The sequence below is a fragment of the Baekduia sp. Peel2402 genome (assembly GCF_052567285.1).
In genome coordinates, this window is record NZ_CP199582.1 from 1568097 (window position 1) to 1586325 (window position 18229).

The 18229-nt window shown below is 71.5% G+C and carries 13 protein-coding genes; 7 read left to right on the forward strand and 6 right to left on the reverse strand.

Features of this window, described 5'->3' with window-relative positions:
* Positions 1-25 precede the first annotated feature (25 nt).
* Together ACT01A_RS07705 and ACT01A_RS07710 are read left to right on the forward strand one after the other, a co-directional pair.
* Complete coding sequence (locus ACT01A_RS07705) at positions 26-1660, forward strand: RecQ family ATP-dependent DNA helicase (protein WP_445151659.1); 1635 nt, start codon at positions 26-28, stop codon at positions 1658-1660.
* Between the two features lie 44 nt (positions 1661-1704).
* Complete coding sequence (locus ACT01A_RS07710) at positions 1705-3357, forward strand: hypothetical protein (protein WP_445151660.1); 1653 nt, start codon at positions 1705-1707, stop codon at positions 3355-3357.
* Between the two features lie 7 nt (positions 3358-3364).
* Here the strand turns inward: ACT01A_RS07710 and ACT01A_RS07715 are convergent, their stop codons facing one another.
* The 3 genes from ACT01A_RS07715 to ACT01A_RS07725 form a co-directional block, all read right to left on the reverse strand.
* Positions 3365-3994 carry a hypothetical protein gene (locus tag ACT01A_RS07715; protein WP_445151661.1) on the reverse strand — a complete coding sequence of 210 codons (630 nt, stop codon included), beginning with the start codon at positions 3992-3994 and terminating at the stop codon, positions 3365-3367.
* Positions 3995-3999: 5 nt separating this feature from the next.
* Complete coding sequence (locus tag ACT01A_RS07720) at positions 4000-4290, reverse strand: hypothetical protein (RefSeq protein WP_445151662.1); 291 nt, start codon at positions 4288-4290, stop codon at positions 4000-4002.
* Positions 4291-4399: 109 nt separating this feature from the next.
* Positions 4400-5743 carry an HDOD domain-containing protein gene (locus tag ACT01A_RS07725; protein WP_445151663.1) on the reverse strand — a complete coding sequence of 448 codons (1344 nt, stop codon included), beginning with the start codon at positions 5741-5743 and terminating at the stop codon, positions 4400-4402.
* A gap of 159 nt (positions 5744-5902) precedes the next feature.
* Here ACT01A_RS07725 and ACT01A_RS07730 point away from each other — a divergent pair, with 159 nt between their 5' ends.
* The 4 genes from ACT01A_RS07730 (at position 5903) to ACT01A_RS07745 (ending at position 13103) form a co-directional block, all read left to right on the forward strand.
* Complete coding sequence (locus ACT01A_RS07730; RefSeq protein ID WP_445151664.1) at positions 5903-8143, forward strand: molybdopterin oxidoreductase family protein; 2241 nt, start codon at positions 5903-5905, stop codon at positions 8141-8143.
* Between the two features lie 96 nt (positions 8144-8239).
* On the forward strand, positions 8240-9694 hold the full coding sequence (locus ACT01A_RS07735; protein ID WP_445151665.1) for an MFS transporter: 1455 nt from the start codon (positions 8240-8242) through the stop codon (positions 9692-9694).
* Positions 9695-9781: 87 nt separating this feature from the next.
* A complete protein-coding gene (locus ACT01A_RS07740; protein WP_445151666.1) occupies positions 9782-12046 on the forward strand; it encodes a putative bifunctional diguanylate cyclase/phosphodiesterase in 2265 nt (754 codons plus the stop codon).
* A 112-nt stretch (positions 12047-12158) separates the two neighbouring features.
* A complete protein-coding gene (locus ACT01A_RS07745; protein WP_445151667.1) occupies positions 12159-13103 on the forward strand; it encodes an endonuclease/exonuclease/phosphatase family protein in 945 nt (314 codons plus the stop codon).
* Here ACT01A_RS07745 and ACT01A_RS07750 read toward each other — a convergent pair.
* A complete protein-coding gene (locus ACT01A_RS07750) occupies positions 13100-14014 on the reverse strand; it encodes a MaoC/PaaZ C-terminal domain-containing protein (RefSeq protein WP_445151668.1) in 915 nt (304 codons plus the stop codon). The two genes, ACT01A_RS07745 and ACT01A_RS07750, sit on opposite strands and share 4 nt — an antisense overlap.
* A complete protein-coding gene (locus tag ACT01A_RS07755) occupies positions 14011-15369 on the reverse strand; it encodes a 3-oxoacyl-ACP reductase (RefSeq protein WP_445151669.1) in 1359 nt (452 codons plus the stop codon). Before ACT01A_RS07755 ends, ACT01A_RS07750 begins: the two co-directional genes overlap by 4 nt.
* Positions 15370-15397: 28 nt before the next feature.
* Between ACT01A_RS07755 and ACT01A_RS07760 the strand changes: the two genes are divergently transcribed.
* Positions 15398-16699 carry an acetyl-CoA C-acetyltransferase gene (locus ACT01A_RS07760; protein ID WP_445151670.1) on the forward strand — a complete coding sequence of 434 codons (1302 nt, stop codon included), beginning with the start codon at positions 15398-15400 and terminating at the stop codon, positions 16697-16699.
* On the opposite strand, the gene ACT01A_RS07765 is transcribed toward ACT01A_RS07760, so the two are convergent.
* On the reverse strand, positions 16696-18108 hold the full coding sequence (locus tag ACT01A_RS07765; RefSeq protein ID WP_445151671.1) for an acyltransferase family protein: 1413 nt from the start codon (positions 18106-18108) through the stop codon (positions 16696-16698). The genes ACT01A_RS07760 and ACT01A_RS07765 overlap by 4 nt on opposite strands.
* Positions 18109-18229 lie beyond the last annotated feature (121 nt).

Consider the following 18229-nt stretch of genomic DNA (forward strand, 5'->3'; position numbering starts at 1 on the left):
GATAGGGTCGGGTACGGACCAGCCGATGACAGGACTGCCGGACGAGGACGAGATCGAAGCGGCGGCCCGCGAGGAGCTGGGCCACGAGCACCTGCGCCCCGGGCAGTTAGAGGGAATCGAAGCCGCGCTAGAGGGCCGTGACGCGCTCGTCGTGATGGCGACCGGCAGCGGCAAGTCGGCGATCTACCAGCTCGCCGGGTTCTTCCGCGACGGGCCGACGGTCGTGGTCTCGCCGCTGATCGCGCTGCAAAGGGATCAGGTGGCGCAGGCCGAGGGCGGCGCGGCGGCCGAGCTGAACTCGACGCTCTCGCACGCCGCCCGCGAGGCCGTGTTCGCGGGCCTGGAATCGGGCGCGACGGAGTTCGTCCTGCTCGCCCCCGAGCAGCTCGCCAACGCCGCGACGCTGGAGCGGCTGCGCGCCGCCAAGCCGTCGCTGTTCGTGGTCGACGAGGCGCACTGCGTCTCCCAATGGGGCCACGACTTCCGCCCCGAGTACCTGGAGCTCGGCGCGGCCGCAGAGGCGCTCGGGCGTCCGCCGATCCTCGCACTCACCGCGACCGCCGCCGCGCCCGTGCGCGAGGAGATCGTCGCGGTGCTGCGGCTGAAGGACCCCGAGATCGTCGTCAAGGGCTTCGACCGCCCCAACATCTGGCTCGGTGTCGAGCGCTTCCGCGAGGAGGACGCCAAGGAGCGCGCGCTGCTGGAGGCGGTGGCCGCGCAGGAGCGCGGGACGCCCGGGATCGTCTACGTCGCCACCCAGAAGGGCGCCGAGCAGACCGCCGCCGCGCTGGTCCAGCGCGGCGTGCGCGCGACCGCCTACCACGGCGGCATGTCGCCCAAAGCCCGCGACGTCGCGCAGGAGGCGTTCATGGGGCGGGCGGGCCGGTCTCCCGTCGACGTGATGGTCGCCACGATCGCCTTCGGCATGGGCGTCGACAAGCCGAACGTCCGCTTCGTCTTCCACCTCGACGTCAGCGAGTCCCTCGACGCCTACTTCCAAGAGCTCGGCCGCGCCGGACGCGACGGCGCGCCCGCGATCGCCAAGCTCTTCTACCGCCCTGAGGACCTCGGCCGCCGCCGCTTCTTCGCCTCCGGCAAGCTCGACCGCGCGACGCTGGAGCGCGTCGCGCGCGTGGTCGAGGCCGTCGGCGAGCCGATCGACGCGGGCGCGCTGCGCGAGGAGCTCGGCATGGGCCGCTCGCGGCTGGCCACCGTGTTGCATCGGCTCCAGGACGCGCACGTCGTGGACGTCAGCGACGCCGGCGAGGTCACCGCGATCCCCGACGCCAACCTACGTGAGGGCCTCGCGGACGCCGCCGAGGACGAGATCGACCGCGAGCGCTTCGAACGCTCCCGCGTCGAGATGATGCGCGGCTACGCCGAGCACTTCACCTGCCGCCGCGCCTTCTTGTTGGGGTACTTCGGCGAGGCCTTCACCCCACCCTGCGGCAACTGCGACAACTGCAACGCCGGCCACGGCGTCGCCGACGACCTCATCGACGAAGACGCGCCCTACACCACCGGCGAGCGCGTCCACCACCCCGAGTTCGGCGACGGCACGATCCAGTCCATCGAGTCCGGCATCGTCACCGTCGTCTTCGACCGCGTCGGCTACAAGACGCTGTCGGAGGAGATCATTGTGCGTCGCGGCCTGCTCTGAGCGCCATTCCCTGTCACAACTGACGACGAGCAGCCTCTTAGTCGGTGGCCGGCGATTCGGCCTCACCATCGATGAAGAACTTCACGCTTCCGCGAGCACGCACGCTCGTCGCCCTGATCCTGACGGCGTTTCCGGTCGCCGGCACCCTCTCGTACTTCGTACTGTCCGTGCTGCACCAGCACGTGTACGGCTCTCTCGACGTCACGACGGCAGAGGTCGGGATCAATCGGGCCAAGATGATCGACGACACGGTCGCAGGCGTGAGCTTCCTGCTCGTCGCCCTTCCCGCCCTGGTCCTGATCGGCTGGCTCGTGGCCGAGGTGCTGGTTCGTGTGCTCCCGTGGATCGTTCAGCGGGTTCTCCGGTCGATCCCACGATCTGCCAACGGTCGGCTCGCGCGGTGGCTTCGACGCCGCACTACGTCGACGCGACCGTCGCAGCGGTTCATGCTGGCCTGGATATCGGCCTTCGTGGCAGCATCGACGATCCTCGCCCTGGGCGTCCTCTGGACCGCAGCCGGAACCGCGGCGCGATACACCCAAGACGGTTATTCGTACAGCGGGCGACTCTTCTGGGGGTTCCGAGCGCTCGATTTCGAAGGCGTTCCCTTCCGGTTCACCAAGATCCCGCCCGATCACCACTTCGATCGATCCTGCGTGCTGTATCTGGGACGTGCGAATGGTCAGCTCGTCCTTTACGACACCTACGCGGACGCGCCGCTCCGGCTCCAAGAGAGCCGTTACCAAGGAGAGGCGCTCGACCCTGACCAGCACCTCCTTCCGCGGCATTGCCTCAATGACCGGCCAGAGCAGGGGGTCCTGATCACCGCCACCCAGATTGACGACCTGGACAGCGTGCCGGGGACCTTGGTCTGGACGATGCGACCGCACCCCAGCGCCGCGTGGGAGCTGTTGGCGCAGACCGACGTGGGACCGAAGCTCCTCGCGCGCAGCGACCGCCCCATGGAGGCCGATCTCGGCCGTACGCACGGCGGCCGCCTGGTCGTCACTTATCGCTCGTGCCGGCAACGGCGGTGCGCGTCCATGGAACGAGATCTCGTCCGCGGACCCGCGCATCGGCTCCAGGGCCCCGCTCGCCCGGGGTGCGAGGTCGCGCAGATGGTCACCCACCGCGAGATCGTCGCCGCACGTCTCGCCGGCCCTGAGTGCCCGGCCGCGGATCGCGGGGTCTGGGCGCGCGCTCGTCGCGCGAGCTGGCGTCGCGTGACCGCCACGGATGCAGCGATCGTCGACATGGAGGCCTACGGCCGTAGGGTGGCGTGGATCGAGCGGCGCGATCCGTTCATCACGGTCAGAGCCGCCGTCATCGGCCCCAGTCGATCGACGATGCAACGGGAGACGCTGTTCGAGGACACCACCATGCTGCACGGCGGAAGTCCTTTGCTTCGCTCGCTCCACCTGACGCGCGATGGCACCTGGTGGCTTCGTGCCATCGAACACGGTCGCTATCCGGCGATCATCAGCCGCGGCCTCAACAGCGACGATTGCCAGGAGGCGTGGGACCCGCTCGTGGAGGTCGACAACCTCCGAGAGATCAGCATCTCCGGGCGAGCCATGTTTGTCGCTACGGGACACACCATTCGGCGACTGGCCGTCGAGGACGAGCCACTCGGCGGCGACCGCGTTCCGGTGCCGTCCGCCGACGAGATCGCGGGAACGCGCTGCCCAGCGCGCTAGCTCAGGGTCATGCGTCGCGGCCTGCTCTGAAGAACGCGACCAGCTCATCCACGTCGTTGGTCCACGGCCGCTCGGCGCCGGTGAAGCCGACGGCGTTCCAGAACGAGTCGTGGCCGGTGCGCAGGTCGGCGGGCGGGTTCCAGAGCGAGATGTAGGCGTAGGGCTCGGGGTGGTTGGCGTCGCCGGGTGAGAGGCCGTAGGTGGCCTCATCGTGCTCGATGGCGATGTCGAAGTGCTCGGGCCAGAGGATCGGGGTTGAGTCCGGGACGAAGGCGAGCAGGGCCTCCTCCCCGGTCGCCCAGGCCTCGGCGAGGATCTCGGCGGCGCCGGCGTGGATCTCCAAAGGCGCGTCGGTCAACGCGGACGCTGCGGCATCCAACCCCACGAAGCTCGCGGCATCCAACAGCGAGGTGATGCGCGTGATCTCGCGGGCGCCGTCGGCGTCGACGCGGACCAAGTCCGTCCCGTCGGTGCCGACCCAGCCGCCCTCGGGCAGCTCCGGCGTCCCGAACCCGCCCGGGCGCGGGCGCAGCGCGATCTCGTTGCCGGTCGCCTGGACGCGCAGCGGCGCGATCACCTGCTCGGCGAGCGCGTGGAGCGAGCGGCGGGTGGCGACGAGCGTGGGATCGGAAGGCATGACCATCATCTTCTACCGAACAGGCGGGCGAAGAGCCCGCCGCGGGACCGCCGCCGCGCCTGCCGCTGCGTGCGCAGCCACTCCTCGCGCGACGGCAGCCGGCCCTGCTCGCGCGCCCGCGCCACGCAGGCCATGTGCGCGTGGCGGCGGCCGTCGCCGCGGCCGAGCGGCCGGATCAGCACGTGCTCGGAGAACGCCGGCAGCTTGCGCGGGCAGAACGGGCACGTGTAGGTCGCGGGCTTCCCAGACTGCGCCCGCCGGACGTCGTACCACTCCGCTTCGACCAAGCCGCCCACGCCGTGCGAGCGTACGCCAACGACGAAACGCATCTAACCCGCGCATATCGCGGGTTAGATGCGAACCGTGGCGTTTCGGGGCCGAACGGCGCGCGCCGAGCCTGGCGGCTCAGGCCGCCAGGTCGTCCCGCAGCTCGGTCCCGGCGATCATCGCCCGCGACCGGCCTGCGCGCTTGGCGTCGAGCAGCGCCACGTCGGCGGCTTCGAGCAGATCCGCCAGCTCGTCGCCGTGCGTCGGCGCCGCGGCGCAGCCCAGCGAGAGATCGACCTTCGGGCCGCTCCCCGCCTCGAAGACCTCGCCCACCTGGGCCATGATCCGCTGTGCGGCCTGCACGGCCTCTTCCAGATTCCCGGGAACCAGCACGGCGAACTCGTCGCCGCCCAGGCGCCCGGCGTGCCCGTGCACGCTCAGGATCCGGCCGATCTCGGCCAGCACCAGATCGCCGGCGGCCATGCCGTGACGCTCGTTGACCGCCTTGAAGTTGTCCACGTCGCAGATCAGGATCGCGCCGCCGCCGTTCTCGATCAGCGCCATCCGCGTGGTCTGCAGCCAGTGCCGGCGGTTCGCCAGCCCCGTCAGGTCGTCGGTCTGCGACAGCCGCTCCAGCTCGGCGACGCGCTCCGCCAGGCGCCCGCTCTCGCCGCTGCCACCGCGCTGCTCCGGGTTGGCGATCTGCTCGGCAAGCACGTCCAACACGTCACTGGTCAGGTCGAGCCGGTCGAGCGACACCTCCAACAACGCGTGGTCGGCCTCGGTCCCGGACAGCATGCCCGCGACGTTGTCGGCCAGCTGCACCGCCGCGATCTCCGCGTTCGGCGCGCCGACGCCGGTCGGGCCGCCGTGGTGCCAGGCGATGATCGACGCGACCTCGTCCGGCAGGCCCCAGCGCTCGGCCAGCAGCGCGCCGCACTGGGCGTGGTCGATGCCGAAGCGCTCGCGCTCGGCCAGGACGCGCTCGGCGCCGGCCGGGAACTCGCGTGCCAGCGAATCGCACGCCTCTTCCCCGAAGACCTCGGGCAGGACGAGCTTGCCGACGTCGTGCAGCAGGCCCGCGAGGTGGACCGTGTCGCCCGGGACGCGCGCCTCCTCGGCAGCGGCCGCAGCGCCGATCGCGACCGTGATCGCGTGCAGGTGCATCTGGCCGCACGACGCGCGGCCGTTGCCCTTGGAGCGCTCCAGGAAGCGGAAGGTCGCGGCCTCCAGCGCCAGGCGCCGCAAGGCACGCCGGCCCACCAGCATGACCGCCTGGCGGATCGTTTTGGCGCGGATCGGGTGCGCCCGCGCGGCGGAGTTCGAGAACCGGAGCAGGTTCGCGGCGAACGTCGCGTCCTGTTCCAGAGCGTCCACCAGATCGGCGGCCGTCGACTCCTGGTCGTCGCAGAGCGCGATGATCCGGAGCACGGTGGCGTCCAGAACCGGGAACTCCGCGAGTTCGTCAATGGCGCCGGCCACGGCTCGGGCAGCGACTGGGTCGATGCCTTCCCGCCAGGGCGCGCAGTCCGTTGCGTGCTTTGCCTCCATGGCCCTCACAGGCATCGGTCGCCGGTGAGCGGCGTTGAGCTGGGGATGTGGTGGTTGGACGAGTGTCCGATGTCGGAGTACGGTCACCCGATGACCGTCGCCTTCCGCACCTGTCCCCTCTGCGAAGCGACCTGCGGCCTCATGCTCGAGGTCGACGAGGCCGCCCACACGGTCACCAAGGTCCGTGGCGACGCCGACGACGTCCTCAGCCACGGCTTCATCTGCCCGAAGGGCGTCTCGATCAAGGAGCTGCACGAGGACCCGGATCGCGTGCGCACGCCGCTGGTCAAGCAGCCCGACGGCTCGTTCGCGCCCGCGACGTGGGACGAGGCGTTCGCGCTGATCGCCGAGAAGCTCCCGCCGATCGCCGCTGAGCACGGCCGCGACGCGATCGGCGCCTACATCGGCAACCCCGCCGCGCACTCGCTCGCGTTCTTGTTGTACGGGAAGGTCTTGTTGAAGGCGTTGGGGACGAAGCAGATCTTCAGCGCGTCGACCGTCGACCAGTACCCCAAGCAGGCGGCCTCGGCGCTGATGTTCGGCAGCGGCACGACGATTGCGATCCCGGACCTCGATCGCACCGACTACTTGCTCTGCCTCGGCGCCAACCCGCTGGCGTCCAACGGCTCGCTGATGACCGCGCCGGACGTGCGCGGGCGGCTGCGCGCGATCCGCAAGCGCGGCGGCCAGATCGTCGTGGTCGACCCGCGCCGCTCGCGCACCGTCCAGGAGGCCGACGAGCACCTGGCGATCATCCCCGGCACCGACGCGCTGTTGTTGATGGCCTTGCTGAACGTGATCTTCGCCGAGCGCCTCGAGGCGCTGCCGTCGCCGCACGTCTCCGACGAGGACCTCGCGACCGTCCGCGCGCTCGCAGAAGACTTCACGCCCGAGGCCGTCGCGCCCGCCACCGGCCTGGACGCGGAGCGCATCCGCGCCGTCGCCCGCGCCTTCGCGACCGCGCCGTCCGCGGTCGCCTATGGCCGCATCGGCACCACGACCCAGGCGTTCGGCACGACGACGAGCTGGCTGATCGACGTCCTCAACATCGTCACCGGCAACCTCGACACGCCCGGCGGCGCGATGTTCCCGCTGCCTGCATCCGGTCTGCCCAACACCAAGGGCGCGCCCGGCCGCGGGCGCGGCGCGATCTTCGGCCGCTGGGCCTCGCGGGTGCGCGGGCTGCCCGAGGTCTTCGGCGAGCTGCCCGCCGCCGCGCTGGCCGAAGAGGTCGACACGCCCGGCGACGGCCAGATCCGCGCGCTGCTGACGATCGCGGGCAACCCGGTGGTCTCGACGCCGAACTCCACGCGCCTGGCCACGGCGCTCGACGGCCTGGACTTCATGGTCTCGATCGACATCTACGTCAACGAGACCACGCGCCACGCCGACGTCATCCTGCCCGCGCCCTCGCCGCTGGAGAAGTCGCACTTCGACCTGGTGTTCATGGGTTTCGCGGTCCGCAACTACGCCAACTACTCGCCGCCGGTGCTCGCGCGGCCGGAGGGCATGCCGGACGAGTGGGAGACCGTGCTGCGGCTGGTCGGGATCGCCACCGGCCAGGGGCCGGACGCGGACGTCGACGCCATCGACGAGTTCGTCGTGCGCGCCGCGATCGGCAAGGAGGTCGCCGACGAGCACTCGCCGTGGCACGGCCGTGACGTCGAGGACTGCGTCGCCGAGCTCGCACCGCGCACCGGGACCGCGCGGATGATCGACCTGCTGCTGCGCACCGGCCCGTACGACCTGACGCTCGCGGACCTGGAAGCCCAGCCCCACGGCGTCGACCTCGGCGCGCTCGAGCCCCGCCTGCCCGAGGTCCTGCGCACCCAGAGCGGCCAGATCGAGCTGGCGCCCGACGCGCTCGTCGCCGACAGCTCGCGCCTGCACGACCTGCTCCAGGACGCCGCTGACCCCGAGCAGCTCGTGCTGATCGGCCGCCGCCACCTGCGCTCTAACAACTCGTGGATGCACAACCTGCCGCTGCTGGTGCGCGGGCCGGAGCGCTGCACGCTGCACGTCCACCCCGACGACGCCGCGCGCCTGGCGCTGACCGACGGCGCGCCCGCGACCGTGCGCTCACGCGTCGGCGAGCTGCGCGCGACGGTCGAGGTCACCGAGGACATCCGGCCCGGCGTCGTCTCGCTGCCCCACGGCTGGGGCCACGACATGGACGGCGTCGAGATGGACGTCGCGCGCGCCCACGCCGGGATCAACTCCAACGTGCTGACCGACGAGGCCGTGATCGAGCCGTTCACCGGCACCGCGGTGCTCAACGGCATCCCGGTGACGCTGGCGCCGGTGGCTGCACCCGTGGCCGTCACCGGCTAGCCCCACACGGGCGGGTGCGGGCACCCGACCCGAACCTCAGGACTAGGGAACTCCCCCATTTCGCAGGCGCGTGGGGGCCGTCACGGTGGGACCACGATGACCTCCCCCGCTCCTTCCCCTTCCGCGGTCCAGCGCTGGACGCTGGCCGTCGTGTGCATCGCGACCGCGATGCTCATGCTCGACATCGCCGTGGTCAACACGGCGCTCTCGAAGATCGCTGACGACCTCTCGACGGGCCTCTCCGGCCTGCAGTGGGTCGTCGACGCCTACACGCTCGCGCTCGCCTCCGTCGTCCTGACCGCGGGCTCGCTGGCTGATCGCTTCGGCCGCCGCCGCCTGTTCACCGTCGGCCTCGGGCTCTTCACCGTCGCCTCTCTGCTCTGCGGCGTCGCGAACGACATCGCCGTGCTGAACGCCTTCCGCGCCCTGCAAGGCGTCGGCGGAGCGATCATGTTCGCGGTCTCGCTCGCGCTGCTGGCCAACGCGTTCCCGGACGCCAAGGAGCGCGCCGGCGCGCTGGCCGCCTACGGCGCGACGATCGGCGCCTCGTTCGCCGTCGGTCCGCTCGTCGGCGGCGCGCTGACCTCCGGCCTCGGCTGGCGCTGGATCTTCTTCGTGAACATCCCGCTCGGCCTGTTGTGCGTGTGGATCACGCGCCGCTACGTCGCCGAGTCCAAGGACTCCCACGCGCGCCGCGTCGACGTCGGCGGCCTGCTGACGCTCACCGGCGGCCTGTTCCTGCTGATCCTCGCGCTGCTGCGCGGCAACGAGGCCGGCTGGGGCTCGGCGGAGATCGTCGCCCAGTTCTCGGGCGCCGCCGTCCTGCTCGGAGCGTTCCTGGCGATCGAGGCGCGCGTCGCCGAGCCGATGCTGCCGCTGAAGCTGTTCCACAACGGCTCGTTCAGCGGCGCCCAGATCGGCGCGTTCGCGATCTCCGCCACGTGGTTCGCGGTGTTCTTCTACATCACGCTCTACATGCAGCAGATCCTCGGTCTGAGCGCGATCGAGGCCGGCCTGGTCTACCTGCCGTCGACGATCATCATGTTCTTCGTCGCGGGCGCCACGAGCGCCATGCAGGAGAAGCTCTCCAGCAAGTTGATGGTCGTGGCCGGGCTGCTCCTGGTCGCGATCGGGCTCGCGCTGATGACCTTCGCGCAGGTCGACTCGGCGTGGACCGTCGCGCTGCCGGGCTCGATCGTCGCGATGATCGGCACGGGCCTGTTCAACCCGTCGATCACCGCGTTCGCGCTGGGCTCGGTGCCCGAGTCCCAGAGCGGCCTCGCGGCCGGCGTCAACGACACGTTCCGCCAGGCCGGCATCGCAGTTGGCGTCGCGGCGCTCGGCGCGCTGATCCCGGCGGGTGCGGCCTTCGGTGGTGGCGATCCGCAGACCTACGTCAGCGGCATGCACGACGCGCTTTGGGTCTGCGCGGCGGTCTGCCTGGCCGGTGCCATCGCGTGCTTCGTGGTCCTGCGCGATCTCGCGGCACCCGCCGGCGAGGTCGCCGACGTCGCGGCTGAGACGCCCGAAGCGGTCGCCGTCACCGCCTAGATCAGACGTCCGGATCCCCCGTCAGCGGTCTTACCTACCGCGATCGGGGGATCCAGCCCGCCCCCGAGGCTGCCGAATCCTGCGCATGTGGGGACAACCGCCGCCGTCACCCCGTTGGTTCGCCGGATCGAGCTGATCATCGGGCTGCTGGCCGGCGGCTACGTCGTCTCGACGCTTCCCATGGTCCGCGGCGACGCGCGCTACATCGCCTGGCTCGACGCGCCCGCCCCAACCGCGGTCCTGCTGCTCTCGATCGCGCTCGTCCTGCTCCGCGCGGTCCGCGTCCCTGAAGAGCGCGCGTTCTGCCTCGCGCTCGCAGCGGCGATCGGCGCCTGGACGTTCGGTGACATCACCTGGTTCTTCCAGGTCGGGCCGGGTGGCAGCGCGCCGGTCCCGTCGATCTCCGACCTCGGCTTCCTCGGCTTCTACCTCCCGGCCTACCTGGCGATCGGCCTGCTGCTGCGCGTGCGCGGCGCCCGGATCCACGCGTCGATGTGGCTGGACGGGCTCGTCGCCGGCCTGACGGTCGCGGCGATCGCCGCCGCCGTGCTGTTCGACTGGGTCTCGCGCTCGACCGGCGGTGACGTCGCGACCGTCGCGGTCACGCTCGCCTACCCGATCGCCGACCTGCTCGTCCTGGCGCTGATCGCCGGGACGCTCGTGCTGCACGGCGGGCGGCCGATGCGCTCGCTGATCGTGCTCGGCGCCGGGCTGGTCGTGTTCGCGATCGGCGACTCGCTGTTCCTGTTCCTGAACGCCAGCGGCGACTACACGACGGGCACGCCGATCAGCGCGGCGTGGCCGGTCGGCTGCGCGATCATGGCCTTCGCGCCCTGGACCCGCGCGCGCCGCTTCGAGATGGAGTGGGCGGGCAGCGGGATCGTGCTGCTGCCCGCGCTGTGCACGCTGATCGCGCTGGCGATCGTGGTCGCCTCACGGTTCGCGGAGGTCCCGACGCTGGGCTTCGCCCTGGCCTGCGCGGCGATCACGGCCGCGGTCGGCCGCACCGTCCTGACGTTCCGCGAGGTCCGCGAGCTGGCCGACCGGCGGACCGAGGCGCGCACCGACGAGCTGACCGGGCTGGCCAACCGTCGGTCGCTGACCTGGCACCTGGAGCAGGTCGTGCGCAGCGGCGACGACGCGTCGCTGTTGTTGTTGGACTTGGACCACTTCAAGGAGCTCAACGACACGCTCGGGCACGCTGCCGGCGACGAGCTGCTGCGCCGGATCGGGCCGCGGCTGTCGACCGTGCTCGGGCCGGACGACGTGCTCGCCCGCCTGGGCGGCGACGAGTTCGGCGTGATCGTCGCGGCCGACGACGACCAGCCCAACCGCGCGCTGCTCGTCGCGCATCGGCTGCTGGCCGTCCTCGAGGAGCCGTTCGACCTGCGCGGGATCGCGCTGCGCGTCGACGGGTCGATCGGCGTCGCGCACTACCCGCTGCACGCCGACGACGCGTCCGGTCTGCTGCAACGCGCCGACATCGCGATGTACTCGGCCAAGGACCGCCGCAGCGGTGTCGAGGTCTACGACGCGGCCGGCGACCGCCACACGCCCGACCAGTTGGCGTTGGCCGGGCAGCTGCGCGGCGCGATCGCGCGCGGCGAGCTGATCGTCGCCCACCAGCCGAAGGTCGACCTGGCGACCGGCGCGGTCGTCTCGACCGAGGCGCTGGTGCGCTGGCAGCACCCGACCGAGGGCCTGCTGATGCCCTGCGCGTTCCTGCCGCTGGCCGAGCAGACCAACGCGATGGGCCCGCTGGCGCTGGAGGTCCTGGAGCTGGCGCTGCGCGACGTCGCGCGCTGGCGCGCCGAGGGCCGGGTCGTGGAGGTCGCCGTGAACCTCGCGACCGCCAACCTGCTCGATGTCGAGCTGCCCGGGATCGTCAGCGCCGCGCTGGCGCGCCACGGCGTTCCGGCGAGCGCGCTGCGCTTCGAGGTCACCGAGACCTCGGTCCTGGCCGACGCCGCCCGCTGCGTCGCGGTCCTGGAAGGCCTGCGCGCGCTGGGCGTCGGGCTGTCGCTGGACGACTTCGGCACCGGCCACGCGTCGTTGTCGCGTCTGGCCACGCTGCCAGTCGACGAGCTGAAGGTCGACCGCTCGTTCATCACGGACGTCGCGACCAACGCCGCGCACCGCGCGATCGCCCGCACGATCGTCGACCTCGGCCGCTCGCTCGGCCTGCGCGTGGTCGCCGAGGGGATCGAGGACGACGAGTGCCTGACGGTCGTCCGCGCGTTGGGCTGCGACGTCGCGCAGGGCTTCGGGCTCGGGCGCCCGGTCCCCGCGGCCGACGTCGTGTTCGGCACGGGCACGACGCCCTCGCGCGAACCTCGCGTTCACAGCATCTAGGCGCCGTCTCCCGCTTGCCCAGAAGCCGGGCCGGTGCGCTTGCGTGATCGCAAAGCATCTGCTTACGCTCATCGTCGCTCACCTTGAGTCCGGCCACGGAAAGGGCCCCGCGATGACCGCCGTCCGCCTCGCCACGTTCAACGTCGAGAACCTGTTCGCGCGCTGGAAGTTCAAAGACGGCTTGGACCCGCAAGAGGCCGTCAAGGACGGCTGGGCCGTCGACGAGACCAAGTTCGACGAGTACAGCGACGTCGACAAGGAGATCACCGGCGAGGCGATCCGCGAACTGAAGGCCGACGTTCTCGCGCTCCAGGAGGTCGAGAACGTCGACACGCTGAAACACTTCCGCGGCAGCTACCTCGGCGGCCCCAGCAAGTACCCGTACGTGGCGGGCATCGACGGCAACGACCCGCGCCTCATCGACGTCGTGGTGATCAGCAAGCTGCCGATCGTCGCGGTGCGTTCCAACCAGCACCTCAAGACGCCTGGCAACGCGCGCAGCGAGCTGTTCTCCCGCGACTGCCTGGAGGTGACGATCGAGACGCCCGGCGGCGGCCAGCTGCTGCTGTTCGTCCAGCACTTCAAGTCGATGGTCGGCGGGCGCGCGCAGACGCATCAGCGGCGTCTGGTTCAAGCCACGGCGGTGAAGCAGATCGTGACCCAGCGGCTCGGACCGCAGCCCGGCGACCAGCCGTTCGCCGTCCTGGGCGACTTCAACGACTACCTCGACGCCGACGACGACGGCACGACGACCGCGATCGACGACCTCGTCGGGTGGGACCAGGTCGAGAACGTCGTCACGCGCCGCCCTGCCGGCGATCAGTGGACGCACTACTACAACAAGGGCGCCGGCGAGTACCGCCAGCTCGACTACCTGCTGCTGTCGTCTTCGCTGGCGAAGGCCAGCCCCGCGGTGCCCGACATCATGCGCAAGGGCATGCCGCTGCGGGCCGCGAAGTACACGGGCCCGCGCTTCGACAGCATCGGGCAGGACCGGCCCAAGGCCTCCGACCACTGCCCGGTGGTCATGGACGTCGAGATGCCGAAGGGCGGCTAGCCCGCGCGCGCGGCGAAGTGGCCGTCGAGGTGCGGCAGCCCCTTCTTCGCGTCGTGGACCGCGAAGGCGCGGCCGCCCTCGGCCGCCTGGCTGGAGAAGCCGACGGTCGCGGGCAGCAGGACCGGGAGCTTGAAGCGGACCTCGACGCTCAGCGTCGGCGGCAGCTCGGCCTCCAGCTGAGCGAGCGCGCGGGCCTTCAGCCACATGCCGTGGGCGATCGCGCGCGGCATCCCGAAGGCCTTGGCCGACAGGTTGTGCAGGTGGATCGGGTTGCGGTCGCCGGAGACCGCGCCATAGCGGCGGCCGATGTCGCCGGGGATCTTCCAAATGGACTCGGCCACGGGCGGCGCGGACTTCTTGTCGTCCTTCTTCGCGGCGTCGCCGGGGTGGTTGGGATCGGTTCCCCCGCCGCGGCGCAGGTACGTCGAGCGGCCTTCCCAGACGCGCTCGTCGCCGACCGTCGCGATCGAGACCATGTCGAACTGCTTGCCGCGCGGGTGGTCGCGCAGGTCCTCGGCGTGGACGCGGAAGGAGACCTTCTCCCCCGTCGTCACGGGCCGCAGGACGTCGATCCGGTTCTCGACGTGCACGAGGCCGAGCACGCCGAACGGGAACGCGCCGTCGGTCATCAGCCGCATCTGCAACGGGAAGGCGAGGATGTGCAGGTAGGTCGGCGGGAGCGCGTCGCGCAGCGTGAAGCCGCAGACGCGCGCGTAGTCGGCGACGTGGCCGGCATCAAGGGCTACGTCTTGCAGCGCGAACGCGAGGTCGGGCAACCCCTTCACCTTGCCCGGGCCGACCACCGGCACCTTGCGCAGGAACGGCAGCGCGTAGGAGCCGGCGACCGCGCGCGGGTAGAGCGACGCGGCGCCGGGCGGGCCGTCGAGGGTCCGGGTCTTGACGTCGCTCATGCGCCGATCAGCGACTGGCCGCAGACGCGCACGACGTTGCCGTTGACGCCGCCGCTGGCCGGCGAGGCGAACCAGGCGATCGTCTCGGCGACGTCGATCGGCAGGCCGCCCTGGGTCAGCGAGTTCATGCGCCGGCCGCCCTCGCGGACGAACAGCGGCATGGAGGCGGTCATCTGCGTCTCGATGAAGCCCGGCGCGACCGCGTTGATCGTCGCGCCGCGCTGCGCCAGTTCAGGCGCCAGCGTCTCGACGATCCCGATCACGCCGGCCTTCGACGCGCCGTAGTTGGTCTGGCCGCGGTTGCCGGCGATGCCGCCGATCGAGGAGACCGTGACGACGCGACCGCCGTCGCCGATCAGGTCGCCGAGCAGCAGCGCGTCGTTGAGCCGCTCCTGCGCGGAGAGGTTGACCTCCAGGACCGCCTCCCAGCGCTCGGGCTTCATCCGCGCGACCGTGCGGTCGCGGGTGATGCCGGCGTTGTGGACGACGACGTCGACGCCGCCGTGGCGCTCCTGCAGGTAGGCGGCCAGCGCGGCGGGCGCGTCGTCGGCGGTGATGTCGAGCGCGAGCGCGGCGCCGCCGATCGCGTTGGCGACGCGGCTGAGGTCCTCGCCCTGCTGCGGGATGTCGATGACGATGACATGGGCGCCATCGCGCGCGAGCGTGCGGGCGATCGCCTCGCCGATGCCGCGCGACGCGCCGGTGACCGCGGCGATCCGGCCGGCCTGCGGCTTCTCCCAGTCCTTGGGCGAGGACGACTCGCCGGTGCCAACACGGACAACTTGGCCGCTGACATAGGCCGACTTCGAGCTCAGCAGGAAGCGCAGCGTCGACTCGAGGTCGTCCTCGGCGCCGGGCGCCACGTACACCAGGTTGCCCGTTGCGCCGTGGCGCAGCTCCTTGGCGGCGGAGCGGACGAAGCCCTCCAGCGCGCGCTGAGCGACGTGATGGCGGCGGTCGGCGGCGTGCTCGGGCGGCGTGCCGAGAACGATCAGGCGGCCGGAGGCGGCGATCTTGTTGATCGACGGCGAGAAGAAGTCGCGCAGCGCGATCAGGTCCTCGCTGGCCGTGATGCCCGAGGCGTCGAACACGACGGCGCCGAGCTTGCCGGAGCCGGAGCCCTCCGCGGGCAGGTCGCTCAGCGCCGTGGCGCCGGCGCTCTGGAGCACGCGCTCGACCGTGGAGAGGAGGCGACGCTCGGCGAAGCCGCCGATCAGCGCGGGGCTTTCGAGCAGCGATTGACCCGGCTCGTAGCGCCGCAAGGGCGTCGACTCGGGGAGGCCGAGGCGGCTGGAAAGGAAGCGACCCGGCGGCGTGGAGGTCAGGCGTTGATAGCGATCTTCGGTCGGCGACACGGTTCGATGTTACATTCTTCGATGTCACATGGCTGCCAAGACGAAGAACTCCCTCCCCCGCCCGGCCGCGATCCTCGGCGGTAACCGCATCCCGTTCGCACGCTCGAACGGTCCATACGCGCAGGCGTCCAACCAGGACATGCTCACCAGCGCCGTCGACGGGCTCGTCGCTCGCTTCGGCCTGGCGGGCGAGACCGTCGACGAGGTCGTCGCGGGCGCGGTCCTCAAGCACGCGCGCGACTTCAACCTCGTGCGCGAGGTCGTGATGGGCTCCGCCCTGGACGACGCGACCGCCGCGTTCGACATCCAGCAGGCGTGCGACACCGGCATCCAGGCCGCGATCCTCGCCTCCAACAAGATCAAGCTCGGCCAGGCCGAGGTCGCGATCGCCGGTGGCGTCGACACGACCTCCGACGCGCCGCTGGGCCTCAACGACGACCTCCGTCGTCTGCTGGTCAAGGTCAACGCCTCCAAGTCGACGGGCGACAAGGTCAAGCTGCTCGCGCATGTGCGGCCCTCGCACATCGCGCCCGACATCCCGCGCAACGAGGAGCCCCGCACGGGCCTGTCGATGGGCGAGCACGCGGCGGTCACGGCGCGTAAGTGGAACATCTCGCGCGAGGCGCAGGACGAGCTGGCGGCGACGTCGCACCAGCGCCTGGCCGCAGCCTACGACCGTGGGTTCTTCGATGACCTGGTCACGCCCTACCTGGGGCTGTCGCGCGACCAGAACCTGCGTCCGGACTCCACGGTCGAGAAGCTCGCCAAGCTCAAGCCGGTCTTCGGCGTGCGCGACGAGAGCCCGACGATGACGGCGGCGAACTCGACGCCCTTGTCCGACGGCGCGTCTGCGGTCCTGCTGTCGACCGACGAGTGGGCCGAGGAGCGCCGCCTGCCGGTGCTCGCGCACCTGACGCACTCGCAGACGAGCGCCGTGCCCTACGTCCACGGCGAGGAGGGGTTGTTGATGGCCCCGGTCTACGCGGTGCCGAAGATGCTCGAGCGCGCCGGGCTGACGTTCGCCGACTTCGACTTCTTCGAGATCCACGAGGCGTTCGCGTCGCAGGTGCTGGCGACGCTGGCCGCCTGGGAGGACGCGGAGTTCTGCAAGACGCACCTCGGCCTGAAGGGCGCGCTGGGGTCGATCGACCGCGCCAAGTTGAACGTCAACGGCTCCTCGCTGGCGGCGGGCCACCCGTTCGCGGCGACCGGCGGCCGGATCCTGGCGACGTCGGCCAAGCTGCTGGCCGAGAAGGGCTCGGGCCGCGCGCTGATCTCGGTCTGCGCGGCCGGCGGCCAGGGCGTCGTGGCGATCGTCGAGCGCGACTAGCGCTCGGCGGGTTGCGGCCGCAGCGCCGGCATCTCGCCCGTGCGCTGCCGCCGCGCCGCCGGCTCGCGGGCGGCCGCGGGCGCTGCCGCCGCGCGAGCCGTCCGCCCCTTCGTCGTCACGCGCTGCGCCCAGCGGATCGCCGGGCGCTCGACGCACAGCCACGAGAAGGTCGCGAGCGGGATCGTGATCGCCATCACCTTGAGGAGCTCCTGCGTCAGCGAGTCCTCGGGCCAGCGCTCGGTCATGCGCAGGAAGACGATGACCGGGAAGTGGATCAGGTAGACGCCGTAGGAGATCGAGCCCAGCCACTTCGCCGGGCCGCGAGCGAGCAGCCGCGCGGGCCACGGGCCGGCAACCAGGACGGCGATGACCAGCGCGAGGCCGAGGATGCCCGGCACGTCGCCGACCAGCGAGCGCGCGTCCTGCCAGCCGTAGCCGGTCGCGTGCCACCACGAGTTGCCGACGAAGAGCGCGACGCCGACCGCTGCCATCGCGCCGGCCAGCGGCTTGGCCAGCGTGTTTCGGCCGTGGAGGAGGACCGCCACCGTCATGCCCGCGCCGAACTCGGTGAGGTGCGGGAGCAGCGAGGTCGAGAGCGTCTGCGGCCAGTGGTGGGTGTAGGCGAGGATCGTCGAGACGACGCCACCCGCGACGACCAGCAGCGTCAGCGCGGTGAGCGCCGCCCGGCCCCGGCCGCGGACGAGCTTCAGCGCGAGCAGGCCGAAGATCGGCAGCGTCGCGTAGAACGAGGCCTCGATCGCCAGCGTCCACATCGGCGGGTCGAGGTGCTTGATCGTCTCCAGGAAGTGGTTCTGGGCGAAGACGACGAAGATCGGCAGCTCGGCCGGATCGACCTGCATCGGATGGTCGAGGTGGCGCAGCAGCAGGAAGCTCGCGCCGACCGCCAACCAGTAGGCCGGCAGGATCCGCGCCGCGCGACGCACGACGTAGCGCGCCATGCTCGGCCCCTTGCGCGCGCCGTCGAGGATCGCCGCCGCAAACGGACGGAAGATTAAGAACCCCGACAACACGAAGAACAGCTGCACGCCCATCCGCAGCTCGCCAAGCGCGAAGTCCAGGAAGCCCTTCGGCGGTTGGTGGTCGTCGCCGTAGCTGAACATCCACACGTGCAGCACGAGCACGCCGAGCGCCGCGAGCCCGCGCAGCCCGTCGAGCGAGTCGAGCCGACCGCGCCGGGGCGTGCCGCCGCCATCGCCTCCGCCTGAGTTCCCACCACCGGCGTCGCCGCCGCGGGAGCCTCCGGGCGGCGGGGCGTCCCCGCGCCGCTCGGCCTTCTCGCCTGCGTGCGTCCCTTCGCGCGCGAAGCGGCCACGCTTCGCCACCCTCTCCCCTGCGGGGGCGTGGGCGACGGGCGGCGCGGCCGTGGGCGTGTGCGGACGGTCGGTCACAGGGTGTGAGGGCGGCTGAGAACGCTCTGCTGGGGACGCCGAGCGTCGTCTGGCGTTCGCGCCGCTGGTCATTTCCGTACCCAGCGGCGCGCTCCCTACACCCTAGAGGCCTGCCTCAAGG